The organism is Pantoea sp. GM01 (assembly GCF_000282675.1).
Lineage (GTDB): Bacteria > Pseudomonadota > Gammaproteobacteria > Enterobacterales > Enterobacteriaceae > Pantoea > Pantoea nemavictus.
In genome coordinates this window covers 52,517-75,770 of the sequence record NZ_AKIU01000080.1, presented here as the reverse complement: position 1 = coordinate 75,770, position 23,254 = coordinate 52,517, and the positions used below count along the sequence as shown (strand labels likewise).

The 23,254-nt window shown below is 56.2% G+C and carries 18 protein-coding genes; 12 read left to right on the top strand and 6 right to left on the bottom strand.

The features are described from left to right. The first annotated feature begins 509 nt into the window (after positions 1-509). The 3 genes from iolD to iolE all read left to right on the top strand — a co-directional run bounded on the left by iolD (position 510) and on the right by iolE (position 4,550). A complete protein-coding gene (gene iolD / locus PMI17_RS20520; protein WP_007892327.1) occupies positions 510-2,444 on the top strand; it encodes a 3D-(3,5/4)-trihydroxycyclohexane-1,2-dione acylhydrolase (decyclizing) in 1,935 nt (644 codons plus the stop codon). A 133-nt stretch (positions 2,445-2,577) separates the two neighbouring features. Continuing rightward, on the top strand, positions 2,578-3,591 hold the full coding sequence (locus tag PMI17_RS20515; protein WP_007892325.1) for a Gfo/Idh/MocA family protein: 1,014 nt from the start codon (positions 2,578-2,580) through the stop codon (positions 3,589-3,591). 62 nt (positions 3,592-3,653) lie between these two features. Then, complete coding sequence (gene iolE, locus PMI17_RS20510) at positions 3,654-4,550, top strand: myo-inosose-2 dehydratase (protein ID WP_007892323.1); 897 nt, start codon at positions 3,654-3,656, stop codon at positions 4,548-4,550. A 99-nt stretch (positions 4,551-4,649) separates the two neighbouring features. Here the strand turns inward: iolE and glpD are convergent, their stop codons facing one another. After that, complete coding sequence (gene glpD / locus PMI17_RS20505; protein WP_007892322.1) at positions 4,650-6,158, bottom strand: glycerol-3-phosphate dehydrogenase; 1,509 nt, start codon at positions 6,156-6,158, stop codon at positions 4,650-4,652. 228 nt (positions 6,159-6,386) lie between these two features. Here glpD and glpE point away from each other — a divergent pair, with 228 nt between their 5' ends. The 5 genes from glpE (at position 6,387) to malQ (ending at position 13,096) form a co-directional block, all read left to right on the top strand. Next, positions 6,387-6,713 carry a thiosulfate sulfurtransferase GlpE gene (glpE, locus tag PMI17_RS20500; RefSeq protein WP_007892321.1) on the top strand — a complete coding sequence of 109 codons (327 nt, stop codon included), beginning with the start codon at positions 6,387-6,389 and terminating at the stop codon, positions 6,711-6,713. Positions 6,714-6,745: 32 nt separating this feature from the next. Next, on the top strand, positions 6,746-7,570 hold the full coding sequence (gene glpG / locus PMI17_RS20495; RefSeq protein WP_036621963.1) for a rhomboid family intramembrane serine protease GlpG: 825 nt from the start codon (positions 6,746-6,748) through the stop codon (positions 7,568-7,570). 41 nt (positions 7,571-7,611) lie between these two features. Further along, complete coding sequence (locus PMI17_RS20490) at positions 7,612-8,370, top strand: DeoR/GlpR family transcriptional regulator (protein ID WP_007892319.1); 759 nt, start codon at positions 7,612-7,614, stop codon at positions 8,368-8,370. Between the two features lie 183 nt (positions 8,371-8,553). Then, the gene (gene malP / locus PMI17_RS20485; RefSeq protein WP_007892318.1) at positions 8,554-10,959 is read left to right on the top strand and encodes a maltodextrin phosphorylase; all 2,406 of its coding nucleotides are present in this window, start codon (positions 8,554-8,556) and stop codon (positions 10,957-10,959) included. 82 nt (positions 10,960-11,041) lie between these two features. Next, a complete protein-coding gene (malQ, locus tag PMI17_RS20480) occupies positions 11,042-13,096 on the top strand; it encodes a 4-alpha-glucanotransferase (RefSeq protein ID WP_007892317.1) in 2,055 nt (684 codons plus the stop codon). A 41-nt stretch (positions 13,097-13,137) separates the two neighbouring features. On the opposite strand, the gene nfuA is transcribed toward malQ, so the two are convergent. Together nfuA and gntX are read right to left on the bottom strand one after the other, a co-directional pair. Further along, entirely contained in the window at positions 13,138-13,713 is a 576-nt protein-coding gene (gene nfuA / locus PMI17_RS20475) for a Fe-S biogenesis protein NfuA (RefSeq protein ID WP_007892316.1), read from the bottom strand. A gap of 58 nt (positions 13,714-13,771) precedes the next feature. After that, complete coding sequence (gene gntX / locus PMI17_RS20470) at positions 13,772-14,449, bottom strand: DNA utilization protein GntX (protein ID WP_007892315.1); 678 nt, start codon at positions 14,447-14,449, stop codon at positions 13,772-13,774. 35 nt (positions 14,450-14,484) lie between these two features. Here gntX and bioH point away from each other — a divergent pair, with 35 nt between their 5' ends. After that, on the top strand, positions 14,485-15,258 hold the full coding sequence (bioH, locus tag PMI17_RS20465; protein ID WP_007892314.1) for a pimeloyl-ACP methyl ester esterase BioH: 774 nt from the start codon (positions 14,485-14,487) through the stop codon (positions 15,256-15,258). On the opposite strand, the gene PMI17_RS20460 is transcribed toward bioH, so the two are convergent. Then, a complete protein-coding gene (locus PMI17_RS20460) occupies positions 15,197-16,924 on the bottom strand; it encodes an alpha-amylase family glycosyl hydrolase (RefSeq protein WP_007892313.1) in 1,728 nt (575 codons plus the stop codon). The two genes, bioH and PMI17_RS20460, sit on opposite strands and share 62 nt — an antisense overlap. Positions 16,925-17,052: 128 nt before the next feature. After that, a complete protein-coding gene (locus PMI17_RS20455) occupies positions 17,053-19,380 on the bottom strand; it encodes a Tex family protein (RefSeq protein ID WP_036621957.1) in 2,328 nt (775 codons plus the stop codon). A gap of 203 nt (positions 19,381-19,583) precedes the next feature. Between PMI17_RS20455 and greB the strand changes: the two genes are divergently transcribed. Further along, positions 19,584-20,072, top strand: coding sequence for a transcription elongation factor GreB (gene greB, locus PMI17_RS20450; RefSeq protein ID WP_007892311.1), 489 nt, complete (start codon positions 19,584-19,586; stop codon positions 20,070-20,072). A 124-nt stretch (positions 20,073-20,196) separates the two neighbouring features. Here the strand turns inward: greB and yjbE are convergent, their stop codons facing one another. Further along, positions 20,197-20,439 (bottom strand): exopolysaccharide production protein YjbE, encoded by a 243-nt coding sequence (gene yjbE, locus PMI17_RS20445; RefSeq protein ID WP_007892310.1) that lies wholly within the window; start codon positions 20,437-20,439, stop codon positions 20,197-20,199. 512 nt (positions 20,440-20,951) lie between these two features. Between yjbE and ompR the strand changes: the two genes are divergently transcribed. Both ompR and envZ read left to right on the top strand, forming a co-directional pair. After that, positions 20,952-21,671, top strand: coding sequence for a two-component system response regulator OmpR (ompR, locus tag PMI17_RS20440; protein ID WP_001157751.1), 720 nt, complete (start codon positions 20,952-20,954; stop codon positions 21,669-21,671). Then, positions 21,668-23,032: a two-component system sensor histidine kinase EnvZ gene (gene envZ / locus PMI17_RS20435; RefSeq protein ID WP_007892307.1), complete on the top strand. Its 1,365-nt coding sequence runs from the start codon at positions 21,668-21,670 to the stop codon at positions 23,030-23,032. Before ompR ends, envZ begins: the two co-directional genes overlap by 4 nt. Positions 23,033-23,254: the final 222 nt, after the last annotated feature.

The window sequence follows — 23,254 nt, the reverse complement described above, 5'->3', positions numbered from 1 at the left end:
CTGCCGCCCAACATCGAGCGCTTTGCTTCCGGGTTCTCAAGGTGCCTGATTGGCTTTGGTCGCAGTATGAGGAATAAAAATTCCAATTTCAATATGAAATGAAACATCCATCACGATTTTGTGAGCCAGGTAAAACTCTGGCCAGGGCGCAATGTGGCATCGCATAAACCGGGCGTTTCAGTGATAGTCAGGCTTGTGAGCCAGGTCTCAGGAAAGTGGCGATGAATCAAGGAAGCTACTGAAGTGAAATGAAATTTCTTTATGACCGGCAAATGACCTTTTATTGTTCCACTTTCCCGCCTTTCGGCGCTCATGCAGCGCACGTTTCATCGCTGAATTTGATCTCCATCGCAAAATGAAATGTTTCTTCTGTAATCGTATTTAATGAAAAAAATATTTGTTTATAATCGCCTCACGTTTCACTTAATCCGCGGGCGCCGTGAACGGCAGTTTTTACCCGAACCGCGATGTACCTCACCGCAGGTACCAGCATGTAAAGGAAGAAGCATATGGGCACAATCAGACTCACCACAGCACAGGCGCTGGTAAAATTCCTTGATAATCAGTACCTGAACGTTGACGGCGTGGAAACCAAATTCGTGAAGGGCATTTTTGCCATTTTCGGTCACGGTAACGTGCTGGGATTGGGACAGGCGCTGGAGCAGGACAGTGGCGATCTGGTAGTGCATCAGGGCCGTAACGAGCAGGGCATGGCGCATGCTGCCATTGGTTTTGCCAAACAGTCGCTGCGTCGTCAGATCATTGCCTGTACCTCCTCTGTTGGACCTGGCGCGGCCAACATGATCACGGCCGCTGCAACCGCAACCGCTAACCGCATTCCTTTATTGCTACTGCCGGGCGATGTGTTCGCTACGCGCCAGCCGGATCCGGTATTGCAGCAAATCGAACAGAGTCACGATCTCAGCATCAGCACCAACGACGCGTTCCGTGCGGTGAGCAAATACTGGGACCGCGTTAGCCGCCCAGAGCAGCTGATGACCGCCTGCATTAACGCCCTGCGCGTACTGACCGATCCGGCAGAAACCGGTGCAGTAACCATCGCGTTGCCGCAGGATGTGCAGGCTGAAGCCTGGGACTTCCCGGAGTACTTTTTCCAGAAACGTGTGCATCGTCTGGATCGTCGCCTGCCAACCGCTGCGCAGTTAGGCGATGCGCTGGCGCTGATTGCGCGTAAACACAAACCGCTGATCATTGTCGGCGGCGGTCTGAAATATTCCGACGCCGGTGATGCGCTGCTGAAGTTTGCCGAGCGCTTTAACATTCCGTTTGCTGAAACCCAGGCCGGTAAAGGCACCATCGTTTCCGATCACCCGCTGAACGTCGGCGGCGTGGGCGAAACCGGCTGTCTGGCGGCCAACCTGCTGGCGAAAGAGGCCGATCTGGTGATTGGCATTGGTACGCGCTACACCGATTTCACCACCGCGTCGAAATGGATTTTCCAGAATCCGGACGTCAGCTATCTGAACCTCAACGTCAGCAACTTCGATAGCTACAAGCTGGATGCGGTGCAGCTGCTGGCGGATGCGCGTGAGGGCCTGACGGCGCTGGAAAGCGGCTTGAAAGGTTTCGAAAATCAGTGGGGCGGCCAGATTGAGCTGTCGCAAAGCAAGCTGCTGAAAGAGACGCAGCGCGTGTACGCCGCGACCTATAACACCGACGACTTCATTCCAGAAATCGCCGACCACGCCGATCGTGAAGCACTATTCGCCGAATTTGAGCGCCTGACACAATCGGTGCTGACGCAGAGCAGCGTGCTGGGCACCTTAAACGAGCAGCTCCCAAAGGATGCGGTGATTGTCGCGGCAGCGGGCAGCCTGCCGGGCGACCTGCAGCGCGTGTGGCGCACCAAAGATTACAACTCGTACCACGTTGAGTATGGCTACTCCTGTATGGGCTATGAAGTGAATGCCGCGCTGGGCGTGAAGCTGGCGCAGCCGCAGCGTGAAGTCTACGTCATGGTCGGCGATGGTTCGTTCATGATGCTGCACTCCGAGCTGGTTACCTCGATTCAGGAAGGGGCCAAAATCAACGTGGTGCTGCTGGATAACATGACTAACGGTTGTATCAACAACCTGCAGATGGAACACGGCATGGACAGTTTCACCACCGAGTTCCGCTTCCGCAATCCGGAAGGCGGCAAGCTGGATGGCGGCTTTGTGCCGGTGGACTTCGCAGCGATTGCTGGCGGCTACGGTTGCAAAACTTACCGCATCACCACGCTGGAGCAGCTGGAGGCCGCGCTGATTGACGCGCAGCAGCAGACCGTTTCGACGCTGTTCGACATCAAAGTGCTGCCAAAAACGATGGTGCACAAATACTTCAGCTGGTGGCACGTGGGCGTGGCGCAGACCTCAACTTCGTCCCGTACGCAGGAAGTGGCTGACAACCTTAACGTGCATATCGAACAGGCGCGTAAGTACTAAATCCTCTTTTAGGCCGGGCTTCTCCGGCTTTGTTTAACCCTATTCCCAACATAATTCGAGATGCAGGAAGGCGGCAACGTACCTGCATCCTCAAGTATGAAGGGGATACTTATCCGACTCTACAGGTGTAATTATGACGCTCAAACTCGGTGTAATTGGTACCGGTGCAATTGGTCAGGAACACATTCGCCGCTGCAATAACGTCTTGCAGGGTGCGAAAGTAGTGGCAGTTTCTGATATCAACGTGGAAGGGGCGCGTGCCGCGCTGCAACGCCTGAATATCGACGCCGAGGTGTATCAGGATGGCCATCAGGTGATCAACTCGCCAGAAGTCGATGCTGTGCTGGTGACATCCTGGGATCCGACCCACGAAGAGTTCACGCTGGCGGCCATCGCAGCGGGCAAACCGGTGTTCTGTGAAAAGCCGCTGGCGCTGAGCGCCGAAGGCTGCCGTCGCATCGTCGATGCCGAGATCAAACACGGCAAACGTCTGGTGCAGGTGGGCTTTATGCGCCCGTATGATTCCGGCTATCGCGCGCTGAAAAAAGTGATTACCGACGGTGAAATCGGCGAACCGCTGATGCTGCACTGCGCGCACCGCAACCAGAGCGTCGGCGAGAATTACACCACCGATATGGCGATCACCAACACCCTGATTCACGAGCTGGACGTGCTGCGCTGGCTGACGGAAGACGATTATAAAACCGTGCAGGTGGTGTTCCCGCGTACCACGTCGAAGTCTCATGCCAAACTGAAAGATCCGCAAATCGTGCTGTTCGAAACGCAGAAAGGCATCCGTATTGATGTGGAGATTTTCGTTAACTGCGCGTACGGCTACGACATCCAGTGTGAAGTGGTGGGTGAAGAGGGCATCGCGAAACTGCCTGAACCTTCTGCTATTCAAACGCGCAAAAACGCGCGTCTCGGCGTTCCGCTGTTGACCGATTGGAAAGACCGTTTCATTGATGCCTACGACGTTGAGCTGCAGGCGTTCATTAATGACGTAAAAAGCGGCGAGTTGACCGGTCCTTCGGCCTGGGATGGCTTTGCTGCCTCCGTGGCCGCCGATGCCTGCCAGAAAGCGCAGAACAGCGGCGCGATTGAGCCGGTAACCATGCCGCCGCGTCCGGATTTCTACGCCAAATAACTGAGCTGTGCGCTAACTCCTCGGCGGCTCAGCGGCCGCCTCTGTGAATCAGGGAACTGAAGATGAACCAAGACAACGTAAAACTGGCGATTGCGCCAATCGGCTGGACCAACGATGACATGCCGGAGCTGGGCAGCGAAAACACCTTCCAGCAAACCGTCAGTGAGATGGCACTGGCCGGCTTTACCGGCAGTGAAGTGGGCAGCAAATACCCGCGCGACCCGGCGATTCTCAAGCCGATGCTGGATATCCGTGGTATTCAGATCTGCAACGCATGGTTCAGCACCTTCTTCGCCAACGGCGACAAAGCGAAAACCATCGACGAATTCACCCATCACATGAACTTCCTGCATGCCATGGGCGCGCGCGTGATTGGCTGCTCTGAGCAGAGCAAAAGTATTCAGGGCACCACGCTGGCGGTGCTGGAGCAGAAGCCGATCTTCAGTGATGAAGAGTGGCGCTTGACGGCGGAAGGCTACAACGAGCTGGCCGAGATCGCCGCGAAAAAGGGCATGCGTTTAACGCTGCACCATCACATGGGCACCGGCATCCAGACGCCCGCCGAGATTGATCGCTTTATGGAATCGACCAATGACAATGTCGGCCTGCTGTATGACACCGGCCACATCTATTACTCCGAAGGGTCACAGCAGGCGATGCTGGACGTGCTGACTAAATATCTGCCGCGTATTTTCCACGTGCATCTGAAAGACGTGCGCGACAGCGTGGTAGCGGAAGTGCGCGAAAAATCGTTGTCGTTCCTGGATGGCGTGAAGAAGGGCACCTTCACCGTGCCTGGCGATGGCGTGATCGATTTCAAACCGGTGTTCAAAATTCTTGACGATTACGGCTATAAAGGCTGGATGGTGGTGGAAGCGGAGCAGGATCCGGCGCTGGCCAATCCGTTCGAATATGCGGTGAAAGCGCGTAAGTACATCCGTGAGAATGCGGGGCTGTAAGCTTAACGACGCTCCATAAACTGCGCCGCTACAGCGCGCGGTATGACATAAAAAAGGCCGTTATCCCTGCAGGATAACGGCCTTTTTATTTGGCTCGAATTACGAGGCTAACGACAGTGCCGGTTTCTGTGCGTTGACCGCCAGCCACTCACGAATGCGCGCCTGTTCAGCTTCGCTCAGCCACATACCTTGTTTGGTACGACGCCAAATCGCATCATCCAGCTCGCGCACCCATTCGTTTTTCACCAGGTAGCGCAGCTCGGCTTCGTAGAACTCGTGACCGAAGTTCTCACCCAAATCATCAATGCTCTTCGCGCCTTCCAGCAGCACTTCGGTACGGCTGCCGTAGGTACGGGCAAAGTGGCGCGCCATACCTTCGCTGATAAACGGATAGCGACGACGCAGGCCCGCAGCGTAATCTTCACGCGTACCGGAGAAATCACCACCCGGCAATACCGCGCTTTTGGTCCAGGCTGGGCCGATATTCGGGTAGTACTTGGTCAGTTTTTCCAGCGCGTGTTCCGCCAGCTTACGATAGGTGGTCAGCTTGCCGCCAAACACCGACAGCAGCGGTGCCTGGCCGTTGTCATCATGCACATCCAGCGTGTAATCGCGGGTGATGGCCTGCGGCGAATCCGATTCGTCATCGCACAGCGGACGCACGCCCGAGTAAGTCCAGACGATGTCATCTTTGCTCAGCTGCTGTTTGAAGTGTCCGTTGAACACCTTCAGCAGGTAGCTGATTTCGTTGTCATCAATCTTCACGTCTTTCGGATCGCCTTTGTACTCCACGTCGGTAGTGCCGATGATGGAGAACTCATCCATCCACGGAATGACAAATACGATACGGTTATCTTCGTTCTGCAGGATATACGCCTGCTTTTCGCGATGGACGCGCGGCACCACGATGTGGCTGCCTTTGATCAGACGAATGCCGTACGGCGATTTCAGCTTCAGGCCGTCATCGAAGAACTCTTTAACCCATGGACCAGCCGCGTTGACCAGACCTTTGGCGCGCCAGGTATAGGTTTTGCCGCTATCAATATCTTCGGCTTCCACCATCCACAAACCGGCTTCGCGCCAGGCGCGGGTCACGCGAGTACGGGTGCGCACTTCGCCGCCCTGTTTTTCCACTTCCTGCGCGTTGAGCACGACCATGCGTGCATCATCAACCCAGCAGTCGGAATATTCGAAACCGCGCGTGATTTCCGGCTTGAGGGCCGAATCCGCGCCAAAACGCAGGCTTTTACTGCCCGGCAGCGTGGTGCGTTTGCCGAGGCGATCGTACATAAACAGGCCCATGCGGATCATCCACGCCGGACGCAGGTGCGGGCGGTGCGGCAAACGGAAGCGCATCGGGAAAGCGATATGCGGTGCCATTTTCAGTAGCACTTCACGCTCGGCTAAGGCTTCGCCAACCAGGCGGAATTCATAGTGTTCAAGGTAGCGCAGGCCACCGTGAATCAGCTTCGAGCTGTTGGAGGAGGTTGCACAGGCCAAATCCCGCGCCTCCAGCATCAGCACCGACAGTCCGCGTCCTGCAGCGTCCACTGCAATGCCGGCTCCGTTAATGCCGCCGCCGATCACGATCAGGTCTTTGGTTTCCACGTCATCTCCTCCGATGTTCGGAATAGTTCTAAAATGTTCGTTTTCGAGCGTAATAATAATCGGAAACCAACATCGACGCCAGCGGTTAACTGAATAAAAACATTTTTGCGTGATATAGCTAACATTCCGACAGGAAAAAAATCACATAACCACAGGACTTGTCAGGTTATCGCGACCGATTCTCAGGGTAAACTAGGCGCTAATTGTGACGAAGTAATGAGAGACACCATGGAAACCTTCGAGTGTATTAATGTCCTGCAGGCGCAAGAGCATCTGGCACAAGGTGCGCAGCTGGTGGATATCCGCGATCCGCAAAGTTTCATGATGGGCCACGCCGCGGGCGCGCAGCATCTGACCAACGATAACCTGGCGGACTTCATCGCCAAGGCCAATCAGGATTTACCGGTACTGGTGATGTGCTATCACGGCAACAGCAGTAAAGGCGCGGCGCAGTTCCTGCTTGGACAGGGATTTAACGCGGCCTATAGCATTGACGGCGGCTTTGACGCCTGGCGCGCGGCATTCCCGGCGCAGGTTGCCACCGGCGACGCCTAAGCCCATCGCATAAGGAAGGAGAGCACCGCATGATGCGCATCACCCAGTTTAATAATCCGCGCATGGCGCAGGCGTTTGTCGACTACATGGCGACGCGCGGCGTGAAGTTACGTATTGAGCGCGAAAGCCACTTTGTCATTATGTTGGAGGATGAAAGTAAGCTGGAGATGGTCGAAAACGAACTCGCGCAGTTCGTGCGCGATCCCAACCATCCGCGTTATCAGGCTGCCAGCTGGCATAGCGGTAATACCGCCAGCGGCCTGCGCTATGAGCGCACCCACATTTGGGCGAACATTCGCCAGCGCGCCGGTCCGCTCACCATGAGCATCATGATTGCCTGTATCGCGGTATTTATAGTGATGCAGATCGTCGGCGATGACGTGGCGCTGGACTGGCTGGCGTGGCCGGCGGATGCGTCGCAATATTTCCAGGTGTGGCGCTGGTTTAGTCATGCGCTGCTGCACTTCTCGCTGCTGCATATCCTGTTTAACCTGATGTGGTGGTGGTACCTCGGCGGTGCGGTCGAGAAACGTCTCGGCACCGGCAAACTGTTTGTGATTATGCTGATCTCGGCGCTGCTCACCGGCTGGATGCAGGCGAAGTTTAGCGGCGTGCTGTTTGGTGGTTTGTCGGGCGTGGTGTACGCGCTGATGGGATATTGCTGGTTACGCGGTGAGCGCGATCCCGAAAGTGGCATTTATCTGGAGCGTGGCCTGATTGGCTTCGCGGTGGTGTGGTTGGTGATTGGTTTTTACGGCGCGTTTGGCCTGGCGATTGCCAACGCGGCGCACGTTACCGGCTTGCTGGTCGGTTTAGCGATGGCATTTGTTGATACGCGCAACATCGCGCGTCGTTAGCAGCGCGAATAAAACAGCGGCTTCGAGCCGAGGAGAGAGATGTGAAGCAGACGCAACGTCATGACGCCATTATCGATCTGGTCCGGCGTCAGGGATATGTCAGTACCGAAGAGCTGGTAGAGCACTTTGAGGTCAGCCCGCAAACCATTCGGCGCGATCTCAACGACCTGGCCGATCAGAATAAAATCATGCGCCATCACGGCGGGGCGGCGTTGCCGTCCAGTTCCGAGAACACCGCCTGGCAGGATCGTAAGATGATGTGGTCAGCGGAGAAAGCGCGCATCGCCGAGCGTGTGGCGAGCCAGATCCCGGATGGCGCCACGCTGTTTATCGATATCGGCACCACGCCGGAAGCGGTGGCGCACGCGCTGCTTAATCACAACAATCTGCGCGTGGTCACCAACAACCTCAACGTGGCGATTCTGTTGATGGCGAAACCGGATTTTCGCGTGATCATCGCCGGAGGTGAAGTACGCACGCGCGATGGCGGCATCATGGGCGAAGCGACGCTGGACTTCATCTCGCAGTTCCGGCTTGATTACGGCATTCTCGGTATCAGCGGCATCGATATGGACGGTTCGCTGCTGGAGTTCGACTATCACGAAGTGCGCACCAAACGCGCGATTATCGAAAACTCGCGCTGCGTGATGCTGGTGGTGGATCACTCGAAGTTCGGTCGTAATGCGATGGTTAACCTCGGCAATATGAGCCTGATTGATTACATGTATACCGATCAAAGCCCGCCGGCCAGCGTGCTGAAAGTGATTGAACAGCATGAAGTTCATCTCGAGCTCTGTTGATGTTGCATAGCCAGGTCGCGATGAATGGCGACCCTACGATGTAGTGTGCGCATTTATGCGCACCGTTTTTTTTCTTAACACGCGCATTTCCCTGTCGCTTTTTTCTGCACCCGCAGCTTTACTTATCCATTCACCTCTTGCGCTCGCCCCGGCTTTACCGTTAACGGACACGAAGGGATTGATATGTCGCAGCAAAAATTCAATAAAACACGTTTCGACGCCGCTCTCACCCGCCAATGGCAACACCTTGGACTCACTTCCGCCCAGCAAATGACACCGCATCAATGGTGGCAAGCGCTGAGCAGCGTGCTGGCCGAAATGCTGGCGACCCAGCCACCGGCACCGCCGAAGCAAGGGCAGCGCCACGTCAATTATCTGTCGATGGAGTTTTTGATTGGTCGCCTGACCGGCAACAACTTGCTTAACCTTGGCTGGTACAACGACGTGCAAGCCGCGCTGGCGGAACATCAGGTTGAGCTGAGCGAACTGCTGGAGGAGGAAGTGGATCCGGCACTCGGCAACGGCGGGTTGGGGCGCTTAGCCGCCTGCTATATGGATTCGATGGCAACCGTCGGCCAGGCTGCGATGGGCCACGGCCTCAACTATCAATATGGGCTGTTTCGTCAGACGTTTGCCGACGGGCAGCAGCAGGAAGCGCCGGACGACTGGCAGCGCGATCGCTATCCATGGTTCCGTTACAACGCGGCGCTGGATGTGCAGGTCGGCATCGGCGGCAAGGTAAAAGAGAATCACGATGGCAGCCTTCAGTGGCGTCCCAACATCCTGCTGAAAGGAGAAGCCTGGGATTTACCGGTGGTGGGTTATCGCAATGGCATCACGCTGCCGCTGCGATTGTGGAAAGCCAGCAGCGCGCAGCCGTTCGATCTCACCGCGTTTAACAACGGCCAATTCCTGCAGGCCGAGCAGCAAGGCATCGAGGCCGACAAGCTGACTAAGGTGCTCTATCCCAATGATAATCATGCGGAAGGTAAGTGCCTGCGCCTGATGCAGCAATATTTCCAGTGCGCCTGCGCGGTGGGCGATATTCTGCGCCGTCATCATCTCGCCGGGCGCGCTATTCGCAGCTTGCCTGATTTCGAAGTGATTCAGCTCAATGACACGCATCCCACCATCGCCATTCCGGAAATGCTGCGCGTGCTGCTGGATGAACATCAGTTGAGTTGGGACGACGCGTGGCACATCACCAGCCGCACCTTTGCCTACACCAATCACACGCTGATGCCGGAAGCGCTGGAGCGCTGGGACGAACGGCTGGTGCGCGACTTGCTGCCACGCCACTGGCTGATCATCCGCGAAATTAATCGCCGGTTTAAAAAGCGGGTGAAACAGCAGTGGCCGGGCGATAAGGCGATGTGGCACAAGCTGGCGGTGGTAGCTGAAGGCCAGGTGCGGATGGCGAATCTGTGCGTGGTGAGCTGCTTCGCGGTGAACGGCGTGGCGGCGCTGCACTCCGAGCTGGTGGTGAAAGATCTGTTTCCGGAATATCACCAGCTGTGGCCGAACAAATTCCATAACGTCACCAACGGCATTACGCCGCGCCGGTGGTTAAAGCAGTGTAACCCGCTGCTGTCGACGCTGATTGATGACAGTTTGCAGGTGGAATGGGCTAACGATCTCGATGCGCTGGCATGGCTGGCGCCGTTCGCGCGCAAGAAAGCGTTCCGCCAGCAGTTTCGCGCCATCAAACAGCAAAATAAGCAGCGGCTGACGCTTTACGTCAAACGCGTGACCGGTATTGATATCAATCCGGATGCGCTGTTTGACGTGCAGATCAAGCGTCTGCACGAGTACAAACGTCAGCATTTGAGCTTGCTGCATATGCTGCACTGCTATCGTCAGCTGCGCGATAATCCGGACAATCCCGACTTCGTGCCGCGTGTATTTCTGTTTGGCGCCAAAGCCGCGCCCGGCTACTACCTTGCCAAAAACATCATCTATGCGATTAACAAAGTGGCGGAGGTGATCAACAACGATCCGCGGGTCGGCGATCGCCTGAAAGTGGTGTTTATTCCGGATTACCGCATTACCGCCGCCGAATTAATGATCCCGGCCGCCGATCTCTCTGAGCAGATCTCAACCGCCGGTTATGAAGCCTCCGGTACCGGCAACATGAAACTGGCGCTAAACGGTGCGCTGACCATTGGCACGCTGGACGGCGCCAACGTGGAGATTGCGCAAGCGGTGGGCGAGAAGAATATCTTTATCTTCGGCAATAGCGTGGACGAGGTTAAAGCGCTGAAGGCGGGCGGTTACAGCCCGAAAAAGCTACGTAAGCACCATCCTTACCTCGATGGTTTGCTGAAGGAGCTGGAGAAGGGCAAGTTCAGCGAGGGTGATAAACACGCGTTTGATCTGATGCTGCACAGCCTGACGAAGAGTGGCGATCCCTGGCTGGTGCTGGCCGATTTCGATGCCTACATCGCGGCCCAGCAGCAGGTGGAAGCGCTGTGGAAAAACCCGGAAGCCTGGACGCGCGCGGCAATCCTGAATACCGCGCACACTGGCCGTTTTAGCTCTGACCGATCGATTCGTGATTATCAGCAGTTGATTTGGCAGGCGGCAAGATAATCGATATTTCGGTCGCCATGAATGGCGACCCTACAAATTCCGTAAGGTGCGCATTTATGCGCACCTTGTTGAAGGAGAAAGGATGACGCTCAATAAGTTGGATCAGGCGGCACAGGATGCCGGCATCGCGCTGCGCTTTATCAATGCCCATGGCGAGCCGGAAACGATCAGCGATGCCACCAAACGCGCATTGCTGGCGGTGATGGAAACCCCAGTCGGCAAGGCTCCACCGCTACCGCCGGTGCAGGTATTTGCCGCCCGCGCCAAACGCCAACTGACGCCGCAAGGCAGCGGCAGCTTTTCCTGGCAGTTGCACAGCGAACAGGGCAAAAGCTTCAGCGGCGAGGTGCAGGGCGGCGAACCGCTCACGCTGCCGCCGCGTCTGCCGCAGGGCTATCATCAGCTGACTCTGCGCAAAGGTCGCCAGCAGTGGCAAACGCGCATCATCATTGCCCCGCGCCGCTGCTATCTGCCAGCGCCGCTGGAACAGGGCGAAAAACGCTGGGGTGCATTAGTGCAGCTCTACACGCTGCGTTCAGAAAGCAACTGGGGCATTGGCGATTTCGGTGATTTGAGGCTGATGCTGGAACAGATTGCTAAACATGGCGGCGATTTTGTTGGCCTTAATCCGCTGCATGCGCTCTATCCGGCGCTGCCAGAACATGCCAGCCCTTATAGCCCCACGTCGCGTCGCTGGCTCAATGTGCTGTATCTCGACATCAATCAGGTGGCGGATTTCCAGCACAGTCAGGACGGCCAGCGCTGGTGGAAAAGCGCTAAAACGCGCAAGGCTCTGCAGCAAGCGCGCGCCAGCGAGTTTGTCGATTACAGCGCGGTGGCTGAACTGAAATTAGCCGCGCTGCGTTTTGCCTGGCAAAACTATCAGCCACGCGCGGCAGCCGACGTCGAATTCCAGCAATTTATCGCCGACGGTGCCGAGCATCTGCGTTATCAGGCCGCCTTTGACGGCATTCTCGCCGAGCGCAGCCAGCAACATCCCGATGAGTGGGGTTGGGCAAACTGGCCGGAGGGCTGGCGTAACGCCTTGTTGCCGGAAGTGCAGCAATGGTGTGCTGCTCACGAAGAGGAGATTCAGTTCTGGAGCTGGTTGCAGTATCTGGCGCAGCAGCAGTTTGCGGCATGCTGGCAATACAGTCAGCAGCTGGGCATGGCGGTAGGGTTATACCGCGATTTGGCGGTCGGCGTGGCGCAGGGCAGTGCCGAAACCTGGCAAGATCCGGAACTCTATAAGCTTGGCGCATCAGTCGGCGCACCGCCGGATCGTCTCGGTCCGCAGGGACAAAACTGGGCGTTACCGCCGCTCGATCCGCATGTGATGCGCGCGCGCGGTTATCAGCCGTTTATCGATCTGCTGCGCGCCAACATGCGCGACTGCGGCGCACTGCGCATCGATCACGTGATGGCGCTGCTGCGTTTATGGTGGATTCCCTACGGCGAAAGTGCCGATAAAGGGGCTTACGTGGCGTATCCGGTGCACGATCTGCTGGCGATCCTCGCGCTGGAGAGTCAGCGCCATCGCTGCATGGTGATCGGCGAAGATCTCGGTACGGTACCGCAAGAGATCGTCAGCCTGCTGCGCAACAGCGGCATTTTCTCGTGGAAAGTGCTGTTCTTCGAGCAGCACGGCGACGGCAGCTATCGCCAGCCGCACGCATATCCGCGCCAGTCGATTGCCAGTGCCAGCACGCATGATTTACCGACGTTAACGGGGTTCTGGAACGAATACGACATCATTCTGCGCAGTAAGCTCGGTCATTTTGCTAAAAAAAGAATGATGCTGGCTGAAATTAAGATGCGTTATCAGCAAAGAAAGGCGTTATTGGATGCCATGAACCTGGCCGGTACAGCACATTGCCATAGCAAAAGCACCGCTAATCTGGTGATGACTCCCACTATAAATCTGGCCATTCATCGCTTTTTGGCGTGCACTGACAGTGCATTGCTTGGTCTGCAGCCAGAAGATTGGCTTGAAATGGATAAGCCGGTAAATGTACCAGGCACGGTTGATGAATATCCCAATTGGCGACGTAAATTACGTGTACCCATTGAAAAGATGTTTACCTACAAGAAAGTGACGCTATTGCTGGAAGCAGTAAATGAAGGGCGGAAAGCGTAGTTAAAACGCGCGGCAGCATCGGGTTGCTGCCGCGTGCTGAATCAGTAGTACGAGTGCTCACCGCGCTGGTGCTCGGTTAAATCACGCACGCCTTTCAGCTCAGGGAAGGCTGCCAGCAGCTCTTTCTCGATACCATCTTTCAGGGTGACGTCGATCATCGAACAACCGTTACAGCCGCCGCCAAATTGCAGAATGGCGATGCCGTCATCGGTGATTTCCATCAGCGATACGCGACCGCCGTGGCCAGCCAGCTGCGGGTTAATCTGCGCTTGCAGCAGATATTCCACGCGCTCAACCATTGGCGCATCGTCAGAGACCTTACGCATTTTGGCGTTGGGCGCTTTCAGCGTCAGCTGCGAACCGAGGTTGTCGGTTACAAAGTCAATTTCCGCGTCATCAAGGTACGGTGCGCTCAGCTCATCAACAAAGGCTGACAGTTTTTCGAACTTAAATTCGGTATCGGAAGCTTCGACTGCATCGGGTGGGCAGTAAGAAACACCGCATTCAGCGGTTGGCGTACCCGGATTAATGACGAATACGCGAATCTGAGTGCCATCTTCTTGTTTGGACAGCAATTTTGAGAAGTGCTCTTGCGCAGCATCAGTAATAACGATCATGGCGATTGCTCAATAGTTGACTAAATTACTTGGTTATAATACGCCCAACACCGACGCTCTACAAGGTACGGCACAGGCAACCAATGTGTACGCTGGCCGCGCCTTGCGCCAGCAGGATGCGGCTAATTTCCGCCACGGTACTTCCGGTAGTCACAACATCGTCGATAAGCAGGATATGGCGCCCGCGCACCGGCATTTCAAGGCGAAAGGCACCGCGCAGGTTCTTTTTACGTGCGCTAGCGCTTAATGAATGCTGCACCGCGCCGTGTCGCACGCGTTTTACCCCTTCGCGATATTCGCAGCCCAGCCAGCGTGCCAGCGGTTTTGCCAGCAGCGCCGCCTGATTATAGCCGCGTTCCCAGGCGCGCCGACGATGCAGCGGCACGCTCAGCACCAAATCTACACGCGGCAGCCGGTAATCACGACGCATTGTTAATAATTTTAACAAAATCAGCCGCGCCAGCATCACCCTGAGTGCGGTAATGCGAGAAAACTTCAGCTGCTGCACCCAATCACTCAGCGGCGGCAGATAATCACTGACGCAGGTCAGACTTTGCCACGGCGGCGGCTGGCGGATGCAGCGCCCGCAGGGTTGGGCGCCACTGGCCGGTAAACCGCAGCATGGGCATAGCGCCGGCAGCCGTGGAATTTGTTGCACGCAGCGACTGCACAAACCGTGGCCGGCAATCTGCAGCGGCAGGCGGCATAGCCAACACAGTGCCGGGATTGGTAGCATAGCGACCTCCTTTTCACTTTTCGGGAGTGTAACCGATGAGTTCGCTTTACTGGCACACCACAGGCACGGGCGAATGCGATCTTGTGCTGCTGCACGGCTGGGGTTTGAACGCCGAAGTGTGGCAAAACATTGTTCCTCGACTCAGCTCGCATTTTCGCCTGCACCTGGTGGATCTGCCGGGCTTTGGTCGCAGCCAGGGTTTTGGCCCGCTGACCTTAGCGGAAATGGCGCAGCAACTGTTACCGCAGTTACCGCCGCGCGCGGTGCTGCTCGGCTGGTCACTGGGCGGATTAGTCGCCAGCCAATTGGCTTTAACCCAGCCCGATCGTGTTACAGCACTGATCTCCGTGGCATCATCGCCGTGCTTTACCGCACGTGATGCGTGGCCGGGCATCAAGCCCGAGACGCTACAGAGTTTCCAGCAACAGCTGAGCACAGATTTCCAACGCACCGTGGAGCGTTTTCTGGCGCTGCAAACCATGGGCACCGAGCATGCGCGACAAGATGCACGTCAGCTGAAAGAGGTGGTGTTGTCGCAGCCGATGCCATCGGTCGAGGTACTAGAAGGCGGACTGGAGATTCTGCGTCAGGACGATCTGCGGGCTTCGCTCGACGACCTCACTCTGCCGTTTCTGCGCATTTATGGTTATCTTGATGGGCTGGTGCCGCGTGGTATCGCACAGGAGCTGGATACGCGCTGGCCATCTTCTTCATCGGTGGTGATGGAGAAAGCGGCGCATGCGCCATTTATTTCCCATCCGGATGCTTTCTGTCAGCAGGTGCTGAATTTTGTCCGCGCAGCCACATAAACTGCCACGCAGCCAGCGTTATTGGCTGGCTGCCATCCAGCTTCTCCCCGCTAATGAGATCCTGCACCTGGCGCGCCAGCGGCAGCTGTGTGGTTACATCATGGTTGCTGAGATTAAACACGCACAGTAAGCCTTCGCTATCCGGTTTATGGCGACGCAATACCAGCAAGGTATTCTCGCTCTCCAGCAGCGTCATCGGATTGTCCGGATGAAACGCGGACTGGCGCGTGCGCAGCTGAATCAGCGCGCTGAGACGTTCATACACCTGCTGTCGCAGCGGATTGCCGCCGCTAATCCACGCCTCCATCTCGCGCAGGCTGTACTTCTCACGGTTGATGGCGCGGTTGTGGCCAGCGGCACGCACGCCTTCGTTATCGTTGCGTGAGCCGAGAATGCTTTGAATGTAGATGGCGGGCACGCCGGGAAACGACAGCAGAATTGCATGTGCCAGCAGGAAGCGACGCAAACGCGTGTCATCGTCGTCGTTCTGCTGATTCAGCGCATCGAAATAGGTGACGTTAATTTCGTAAGGGCTGGTGGTGCCATCGGCATTGTTCTTGTAGGAGACCAGCGCGCCCTCCAGCGCTAAATCGCGTACCAGCGCCACAATCTCCACTTCCGACAAAATACCGCGCGCCGGATTCAGCCCAATGCCGTCGTGCGAGGCGAGAAAGTTAAAGAAGGTGGTGGTGCCGCCGCCTAAATCCAGCGTGCTGGCCCATTGACGCAGCGCCCGCGCCGAACCGGAGTGTATGGCGTGCAGCACCAGCGGCGGCAGTGAAAACTGGTACACCATCTGCGCTTCATCTTTGCCGTTGCCGAAATAGCTGATGTTGTCTTTGTGCGGCACATTGGTTTCGGTGACGATCACCGTGCCGGGCGCCGCTTCATTGGCGATGGCGCGAAACAGTTTCACCAGCTGATGGGTTTTCGGCAGATGAATGCAGTGGGTGCCTGGCGTTTTCCACATGTAGCCCACGGCGTCGAGCCGCACATAATCCGCGCCTTTGATCAGGTAATCCAGCAGCACGTCGACCATGCGAATCAACACTTCCGGGTTGGCGAAGTTGAGGTCGATTTGATCGGCGCTGAAGGTGGTCCAGATGTAGCGCGTCTCGCCGTTGGCCATCTCAAACGGTGTTAATAAGGGTGAAGTGCGTGGGCGCGTGACCGCGCTGAGATCGGTGGCGGGCGGCATGCTGATAAAGAAATCATCCCAGCCGGGATCCTGCGCCAGAAAATGGCGAAACCACGCGCTGTGCGCCGACATGTGATTGCAGACAAAATCGAACATCAGGCGGGTTTCAGTATGTAGCGCGCTGATATGTTGCCACTCGCCGCAGATCGGATTGACCTGGTGATAGTCGATAACCGAGAAGCCATCATCGGATGAATAAGGAAAGAACGGCAGCAGATGCACCAGGCTGAAAGTGGATTGCAGATGCTGCTGATAAAAGCGTGAAAAGCTGGCGAGGGTGGGTTGTTCCGGTTCGCGAAACTGATCGGCGTAGCTGATCAGCACCACATCTTTCTCATCCCAGTGCGCCTTGCGCGGCAGTTTAACCGTATCGCGCGCGGCACGAATGTGTGAAAGCAGGCGTTCACGCGCCGCGACGGGGAAGCTGCCGTGATAAATCTCATCGATTAAGGCGTTGATAATATCCATTGGATCGCTGGGCCACGCGGAAGCGTCATTTTTTCACACAGAATTTTTAGCGTAGTTGGGCGAGGAGATTTATCAAGGCTTATACGCGCGGAGATAGCGTGATCTCCGCGCGTTTTTAGGGCAGGATCTTAACGTTTTTTACCGAAGGCTGCGGCAAGCGCATCGCCCATCGCGCTGTTGCCGGCGGAAGCGCTGGCCGGTTTGCCACGGCCTTTGTTATTGGCCGCCGGACGCGCTGCTTCTTTGCCCGCGCTGCGGTTGTTCCCGCGCGCATTGCTTTCACCTGGCTGCTCATCCAGACGCATGGTGAGCGCAATACGTTTACGCTGCATATCCACTTCCATCACCTTCACTTTGACGATATCGCCGGCTTTCACCACCTGATGGGGATCCTCGACGAACTTGTCGGAAAGGGAAGAGATGTGCACTAAACCGTCCTGATGCACGCCGATATCAACGAACGCGCCGAAGTTGGTGACGTTGGTCACCGCGCCTTCCAGCACCATGCCCGGCAACAGATCGTTGAGCGTTTCCACACCTTCAGCAAACTGCGCGGTTTTAAACTCAGGGCGCGGATCGCGACCCGGTTTTTCCAGCTCTTTGATGATGTCCGTCACCGTTGGCAAGCCGAAGCGCTCATCGGTGAATTCACGTGCGTTGAGATCGCGCAGGCTGCCCGGATTGCCCATCAACTCATTCAGCGCCTGCTCGGTGGCGGCCAGAATGCGCTCGACCAGCGGGTAAGCTTCCGGGTGCACGGTTGAGGCATCCAGCGGGTTATCGCCGTGGTTAATACGCAGGAAGCCGGCACACTGCTCAAAGGCTTTCGGTCCCAGGCGGCTGACTTTCAATAACTGCTGACGATTCTGGAAACGTCCATTCTCATCGCGCCAGCTGACAATATTCTGCGCCATCATGCGGGTTAAACCGGCTACGCGGGTTAACAGCGCTACCGATGCGGTGTTGAGATCAACACCCACGGCGTTTACGCAGTCTTCTACCACCGCATCCAGTTTCTTCGCCAGCTGGCTTTGGCTAACATCATGCTGATATTGGCCCACGCCGATGGATTTCGGATCGATTTTCACCAGTTCGGCAAGCGGATCCTGCAGGCGGCGCGCGATGGAAACTGCACCACGAATCGAGACGTCGAGATCCGGGAACTCCAGCGCCGCCAATTCCGACGCAGAGTAAACCGATGCGCCCGCTTCACTCACAATCACTTTCTGCGCGTTAACGTGGGGGAACTGCTTCTGCACGTCGAGGAAAAAGCGTTCGGTCTCGCGTGAAGCGGTGCCGTTACCAATCGCCACCAGTTCAACCTGATGTTTGGTGCACAGTGCCGCGACGGCCGCGGCCGCTTTCGCTGCCTGACCGGTGTGCGGATAAATGGTGTCGGTGGCGACCAGTTTGCCGGTGGCATCCACCACCGCGACTTTTACACCGGTACGCAAACCGGGATCGAGACCCATAGTGGCGCGCATTCCCGCCGGTGCGGCCATCAGCAAATCGTGCAGGTTGCGGGCAAACACGTTGATGGCTTCATCTTCGGCGCGTTCACGAATGGTGCCCATCAATTCGGTTTCGAGGTGCAGCAGCACTTTGATGCGCCAGGTCCAGCTCACCACCGCCTTGCGCCAGCTGTCCGCCGGGGCGTTATTCAGGCGCAGATTGAGGTGTTCGGCGATCAGCGTTTCGCCATAGCTTTCACGCGGGGCTTCTTCAAACTGGGGATCGGCATTCAGCGACAGCTGCAGCACGCCTTCATTACGGCCGCGGAACATCGCCAGCGCGCGGTGCGATGGCACGCCGCTCAGCGCTTCGTGATGATCGAAGTAGTCGCGGAATTTCGCGCCTTCTTCCTCTTTGCCTTCCACCACGCGAGAAACCACATGCGCGTTCTTCCACAGATATTCACGCACTTTCGCCAGCAGTGAGGCGTCTTCTGCAAAGCGCTCCATCAGAATGTAGCGTGCGCCATCCAGCGCGGCGCGTACGTCGGCAAAGCCTTTGTCGGCGTCAACGTAGCCCGCGGCCAGCTGCTCGGGATCCTGCGACGCATCCTGCCACAGCGTCTCGGCCAGCGGTTCGAGACCGGCTTCAATCGCGATCTGTCCGCGCGTACGACGCTTCTGTTTGTATGGCAGGTAAAGGTCTTCCAGCTCGGTTTTGTTCAGCGTGCTGTTGATGGCGGTAGCGAGTTCAGGGGTAAGTTTGCCCTGTTCGTCGATAGATTTAAGAATCGACTGGCGACGATCGTCCAGCTCGCGCAGGTAACCTAAACGGCTCTCCAGTAAACGCAGCTGGGTGTCGTCCAGGCCTCCGGTCACTTCCTTACGATAACGTGCGATAAACGGCACGGTGTTCCCTTCATCAAGTAAGCGCACGGCGGCATCAATCTGGTCGGCGCGTGCCTTTAGCTCACTTGCGATAATCTGGCTCAGCGAATCTTTCATCATCATTAACAATGCTTACACAGGGTTAGAAATAGGGGACAGTTATACGGGCTGAGGGCGAAAATTGCCAGCCGGGGGCCAGTGAATCCGTCTTTTTCTGAATGCAGCGCGCGCTTTAAAGTCTGCTTCTTGCTGATGGCGAATCGGTCGCTTATTGTTAGCCTCTTTGCTGCGAAGAAACGCCGTTACCACGAGTTGATGTCATGAAAACCCAACTGATTACCCGCGAAGGCTATAACAAGCTGCGCGCTGAACACGACCATTTGTGGAACGAAAAGCGTCCCGAAGTGACCAAAATTGTCTCCTGGGCGGCCAGCCTCGGCGATCGTTCGGAAAACGCCGATTACACCTACAACAAACGTCTGTTGCGCCAGATCGATCGCCGCGTACGCTATCTGCGTAAATGCCTCGCCGACCTGAAAATTGTCGATTACGCACCGCAGCAGGAAGGCAAAGTGTTTTTTGGCGCGTGGGTGCAGGTGGAGAACGAGCAGGGCGACGTGAAGCGGTTTCGCATTGTCGGCCCGGATGAAATCTATGGCGAGACGATGAAAGAGTACATTTCGATTGATTCGCCGATGGCGCGCGCGCTGATCAAGAAAGAAGTGGATGACGAAGTGGTGGTGAACACGCCGGAAGGCCAGAAAATCTGGTTTGTGAACAGCATCGACTATGTAAAAGAGACGCCCTAAAAAGAGTCGGAGAATAATGGCCTGGATAACGAGGCCGGGGCGCAACTTATTCTCCGGTGGCGAAATGGGCTGACAGTAAAAGAGGGGAAAGCGCCGCAGCCTTGCCGCGCATCAATAGTATGAATTATTTGCCTGGCGTGGTCGCGGTGGTGGTTGAGGTACTGTTGCCACCTTTGTCGCCGCCGCTCATGGTCGCCAGTGCAACACCCAGCAACGCGCCAACCGCGCCAATACCGATAGCGTCAGAGTTTCCTTTCGCCGTGGTGGACGCCTGTGCGCCAGCCGCTTCGCCCGCGCTGGTGGCCGCCTGAACCTGAGTGATGCTGGTCAGTACCAGTGCGCCCAGCAGAATTACGGTTTTTTTCATCTTTCTCTCTCCACATGAACTCAATAACAGCAGGTACGCATGCAGTGTCGGAGATCGCGCTGCGATAAGAAAGACGTGTTTATTGCCTGATTTATCAGCCTTTATTTAATGCTGGCCTTGTTTTTTCCTGGCGTGGAATTGTTCCGAGAGCAGATACGCGGCTGATGGCGAAAGCACAATATTTTATGCTGCCCTTCAGCTGGTACTGGCATATTCTGCACCGTTACCTTAAGCCAAATCGCGCTGAGCGCCTTCCTGGCCGCGATTTAATGTGTAATGTTCCAGTAACAGAAAGAATAGGCGCCAAATTTTCAGATAAGCGCTAAGCGGCTTGAAAGCACAGATAAAAAACGCGAAGCGAAGCGCATTTCGGGGCTAAAAATAAATATAAGCTGCTGTTTAATATGCTTTGTAACAATTTCGGCTAGAATATAAACCATTAATGACTGTCACACTGAGGCCTCTTTTTTTAACAATATTGGCTCAGGCAATGGCGCCTTTGGGAGTTGAACATGCAAGAGAACTACAAAATTCTGGTCGTCGATGACGATATGCGTCTGCGTGCGTTGCTGGAGCGCTATCTCACCGAGCAGGGCTTTCAGGTGCGTAGCGTTGCCAACGCCGAGCAAATGGATCGACTGTTAACCCGCGAATCTTTCCATTTGATGGTGCTCGACTTGATGTTGCCAGGCGAAGATGGTTTGTCTATCTGCCGTCGTCTGCGCAGTCAAAGTAACCCGATGCCGATCATTATGGTCACCGCCAAGGGTGAAGAAGTGGATCGTATCGTCGGTCTGGAGATCGGCGCGGATGACTACATTCCAAAACCGTTCAACCCGCGTGAGCTGCTGGCGCGAATTCGTGCCGTGCTGCGTCGTCAGGCCAATGAACTGCCGGGCGCGCCTTCGCAGGAAGAAGCGGTTATCGCCTTCGGTAAATTTAAGCTGAACCTCGGCACCCGCGAAATGTTCCGTGAAGATGAGCCGATGCCGCTGACCAGCGGTGAGTTTGCCGTGCTAAAAGCGCTGGTGAGCCATCCGCGTGAGCCGCTGTCGCGCGATAAGCTGATGAACCTGGCGCGTGGTCGTGAATATAGCGCCATGGAACGCTCCATCGACGTGCAGATTTCCCGTCTGCGTCGCATGGTGGAAGAAGATCCGGCGCATCCGCGCTATATCCAGACCGTTTGGGGCCTTGGCTACGTATTCGTTCCGGACGGCAGCAAAGCATGAGGCGATTGCGCTTCTCACCCCGCAGTTCGTTTGCCCGCACCTTGTTATTGATCGTTACCTTGCTGTTCGTCAGCCTGGTAACGACCTATTTGGTGGTGCTCAATTTCGCCATTCTTCCCAGTTTGCAGCAGTTCAATAAGGTCCTCGCGTACGAAGTGCGTATGTTGATGACTGACCGGCTGCAGCTGGAAGATGGAACACAGTTGGAAGTGCCGCCGGCCTTCCGACGCGAAATTTATCGTGAGCTGGGCATCTCGTTGTATACCAACGCGGCGGCGGAAGAGAGCGGTTTGCGCTGGGCGCAGCATTACGAATTCCTCAGTGAACAGATGGGCCAACAGCTGGGCGGCCCCACCGATGTCCGGGTCGAGGTGAATAAAAACTCGCCGGTGGTGTGGCTGAAAACCTGGCTGTCGCCGGATATCTGGGTGCGCGTACCGCTCACCGAAATCCATCAGGGCGACTTCTCACCGCTGTTCCGCTACACGCTGGCGATTATGCTGCTGGCGATAGGCGGCGCCTGGCTGTTTATCCGCATCCAAAACCGACCCTTGGTGGATTTGGAACATGCGGCATTGCAGGTGGGTAAAGGCATCATTCCGCCGCCGCTGCGCGAATACGGTGCGTCTGAAGTGCGTTCAGTGACGCGCGCCTTTAACCAAATGGCGGCCGGGGTGAAGCAGTTGGCCGACGATCGTACCTTGTTGATGGCCGGTGTCAGCCACGACTTACGTACGCCGCTGACGCGTATCCGCCTTGCCACCGAAATGATGGGTGAGCAGGATGGTTATCTGGCGGAGTCGATCAACAAAGATATCGAAGAGTGCAACGCCATTATCGAGCAGTTCATCGATTATCTGCGCACCGGACAGGAGATGCAGACCGAACGTGCCGACCTGAACAGCGTGCTGGGCGAAGTGGTGGCGGCTGAAAGCGGCTACGAGCGCGAGATTGAGAATGCGGTGATGTCCGAAGATGTGATGCTGGATATCAACCCGTTATCGATTAAGCGCGCGCTGGCGAACCTGGTGGTCAATGCGGCGCGTTACGGCAACGGTTGGATTAAGGTTAGCAGCGGCAAAGAGCTGAACCGCGCGTGGTTCCAGGTGGAAGATGATGGTCCCGGCATCAAACCGGATCAGCTGCAACATCTGTTCCAGCCGTTTGTGCGTGGCGACAGCGCTCGCAGCACCAGCGGAACCGGCCTGGGCCTGGCGATTGTGCAGCGTATTATCGATGCCCATGAAGGTTCACTGGAGATTGGTGAGAGCGATCGCGGCGGATTGCGTATTCGCGCGTGGTTGCCGATCCCCGAAGGCAGCAGTAGCAGCGCAGTGGTGAGCATTAACCACAGCGCGTGATGGCCACTGGCTTCATGCATGTAGTGGCAAACCGGGCACATAGGTAACAGCGATCGATAACGCCGTCGAGGAAATTTAAGGTTTCCCCGGCGGCGTCATTTTTTATTGGCGTCTATTTAACTGATTGTAATGACATTGCTTTATTAAAGTTTGTCGATTTTGTTAAGTCTTTTAAGGTGAGTTTAAGACATTACGTATCATTTTCTTAAGCCTCTCTCTAAA

Excerpts from the sequence above, each read along its gene's own strand:
- iolD (WP_007892327.1), top strand. The coding sequence starts at position 510 with ATGGGCACAATCAGACTCACCACAGCACAGGCGCTGGTAAAATTCCTT.
- PMI17_RS20515 (WP_007892325.1), top strand. The coding sequence starts at position 2,578 with ATGACGCTCAAACTCGGTGTAATTGGTACCGGTGCAATTGGTCAGGAA.
- iolE (WP_007892323.1), top strand. The coding sequence starts at position 3,654 with ATGAACCAAGACAACGTAAAACTGGCGATTGCGCCAATCGGCTGGACC.
- glpE (WP_007892321.1), top strand. The coding sequence starts at position 6,387 with ATGGAAACCTTCGAGTGTATTAATGTCCTGCAGGCGCAAGAGCATCTG.
- glpG (WP_036621963.1), top strand. The coding sequence starts at position 6,746 with ATGCGCATCACCCAGTTTAATAATCCGCGCATGGCGCAGGCGTTTGTC.
- malP (WP_007892318.1), top strand. The coding sequence starts at position 8,554 with ATGTCGCAGCAAAAATTCAATAAAACACGTTTCGACGCCGCTCTCACC.
- malQ (WP_007892317.1), top strand. The coding sequence starts at position 11,042 with ATGACGCTCAATAAGTTGGATCAGGCGGCACAGGATGCCGGCATCGCG.
- nfuA (WP_007892316.1), bottom strand. The coding sequence starts at position 13,713 with ATGATCGTTATTACTGATGCTGCGCAAGAGCACTTCTCAAAATTGCTG.
- gntX (WP_007892315.1), bottom strand. The coding sequence starts at position 14,449 with ATGCTACCAATCCCGGCACTGTGTTGGCTATGCCGCCTGCCGCTGCAG.
- bioH (WP_007892314.1), top strand. The coding sequence starts at position 14,485 with ATGAGTTCGCTTTACTGGCACACCACAGGCACGGGCGAATGCGATCTT.
- PMI17_RS20460 (WP_007892313.1), bottom strand. The coding sequence starts at position 16,924 with ATGGATATTATCAACGCCTTAATCGATGAGATTTATCACGGCAGCTTC.
- PMI17_RS20455 (WP_036621957.1), bottom strand. The coding sequence starts at position 19,380 with ATGAAAGATTCGCTGAGCCAGATTATCGCAAGTGAGCTAAAGGCACGC.
- greB (WP_007892311.1), top strand. The coding sequence starts at position 19,584 with ATGAAAACCCAACTGATTACCCGCGAAGGCTATAACAAGCTGCGCGCT.
- yjbE (WP_007892310.1), bottom strand. The coding sequence starts at position 20,439 with ATGAAAAAAACCGTAATTCTGCTGGGCGCACTGGTACTGACCAGCATC.
- ompR (WP_001157751.1), top strand. The coding sequence starts at position 20,952 with ATGCAAGAGAACTACAAAATTCTGGTCGTCGATGACGATATGCGTCTG.
- envZ (WP_007892307.1), top strand. The coding sequence starts at position 21,668 with ATGAGGCGATTGCGCTTCTCACCCCGCAGTTCGTTTGCCCGCACCTTG.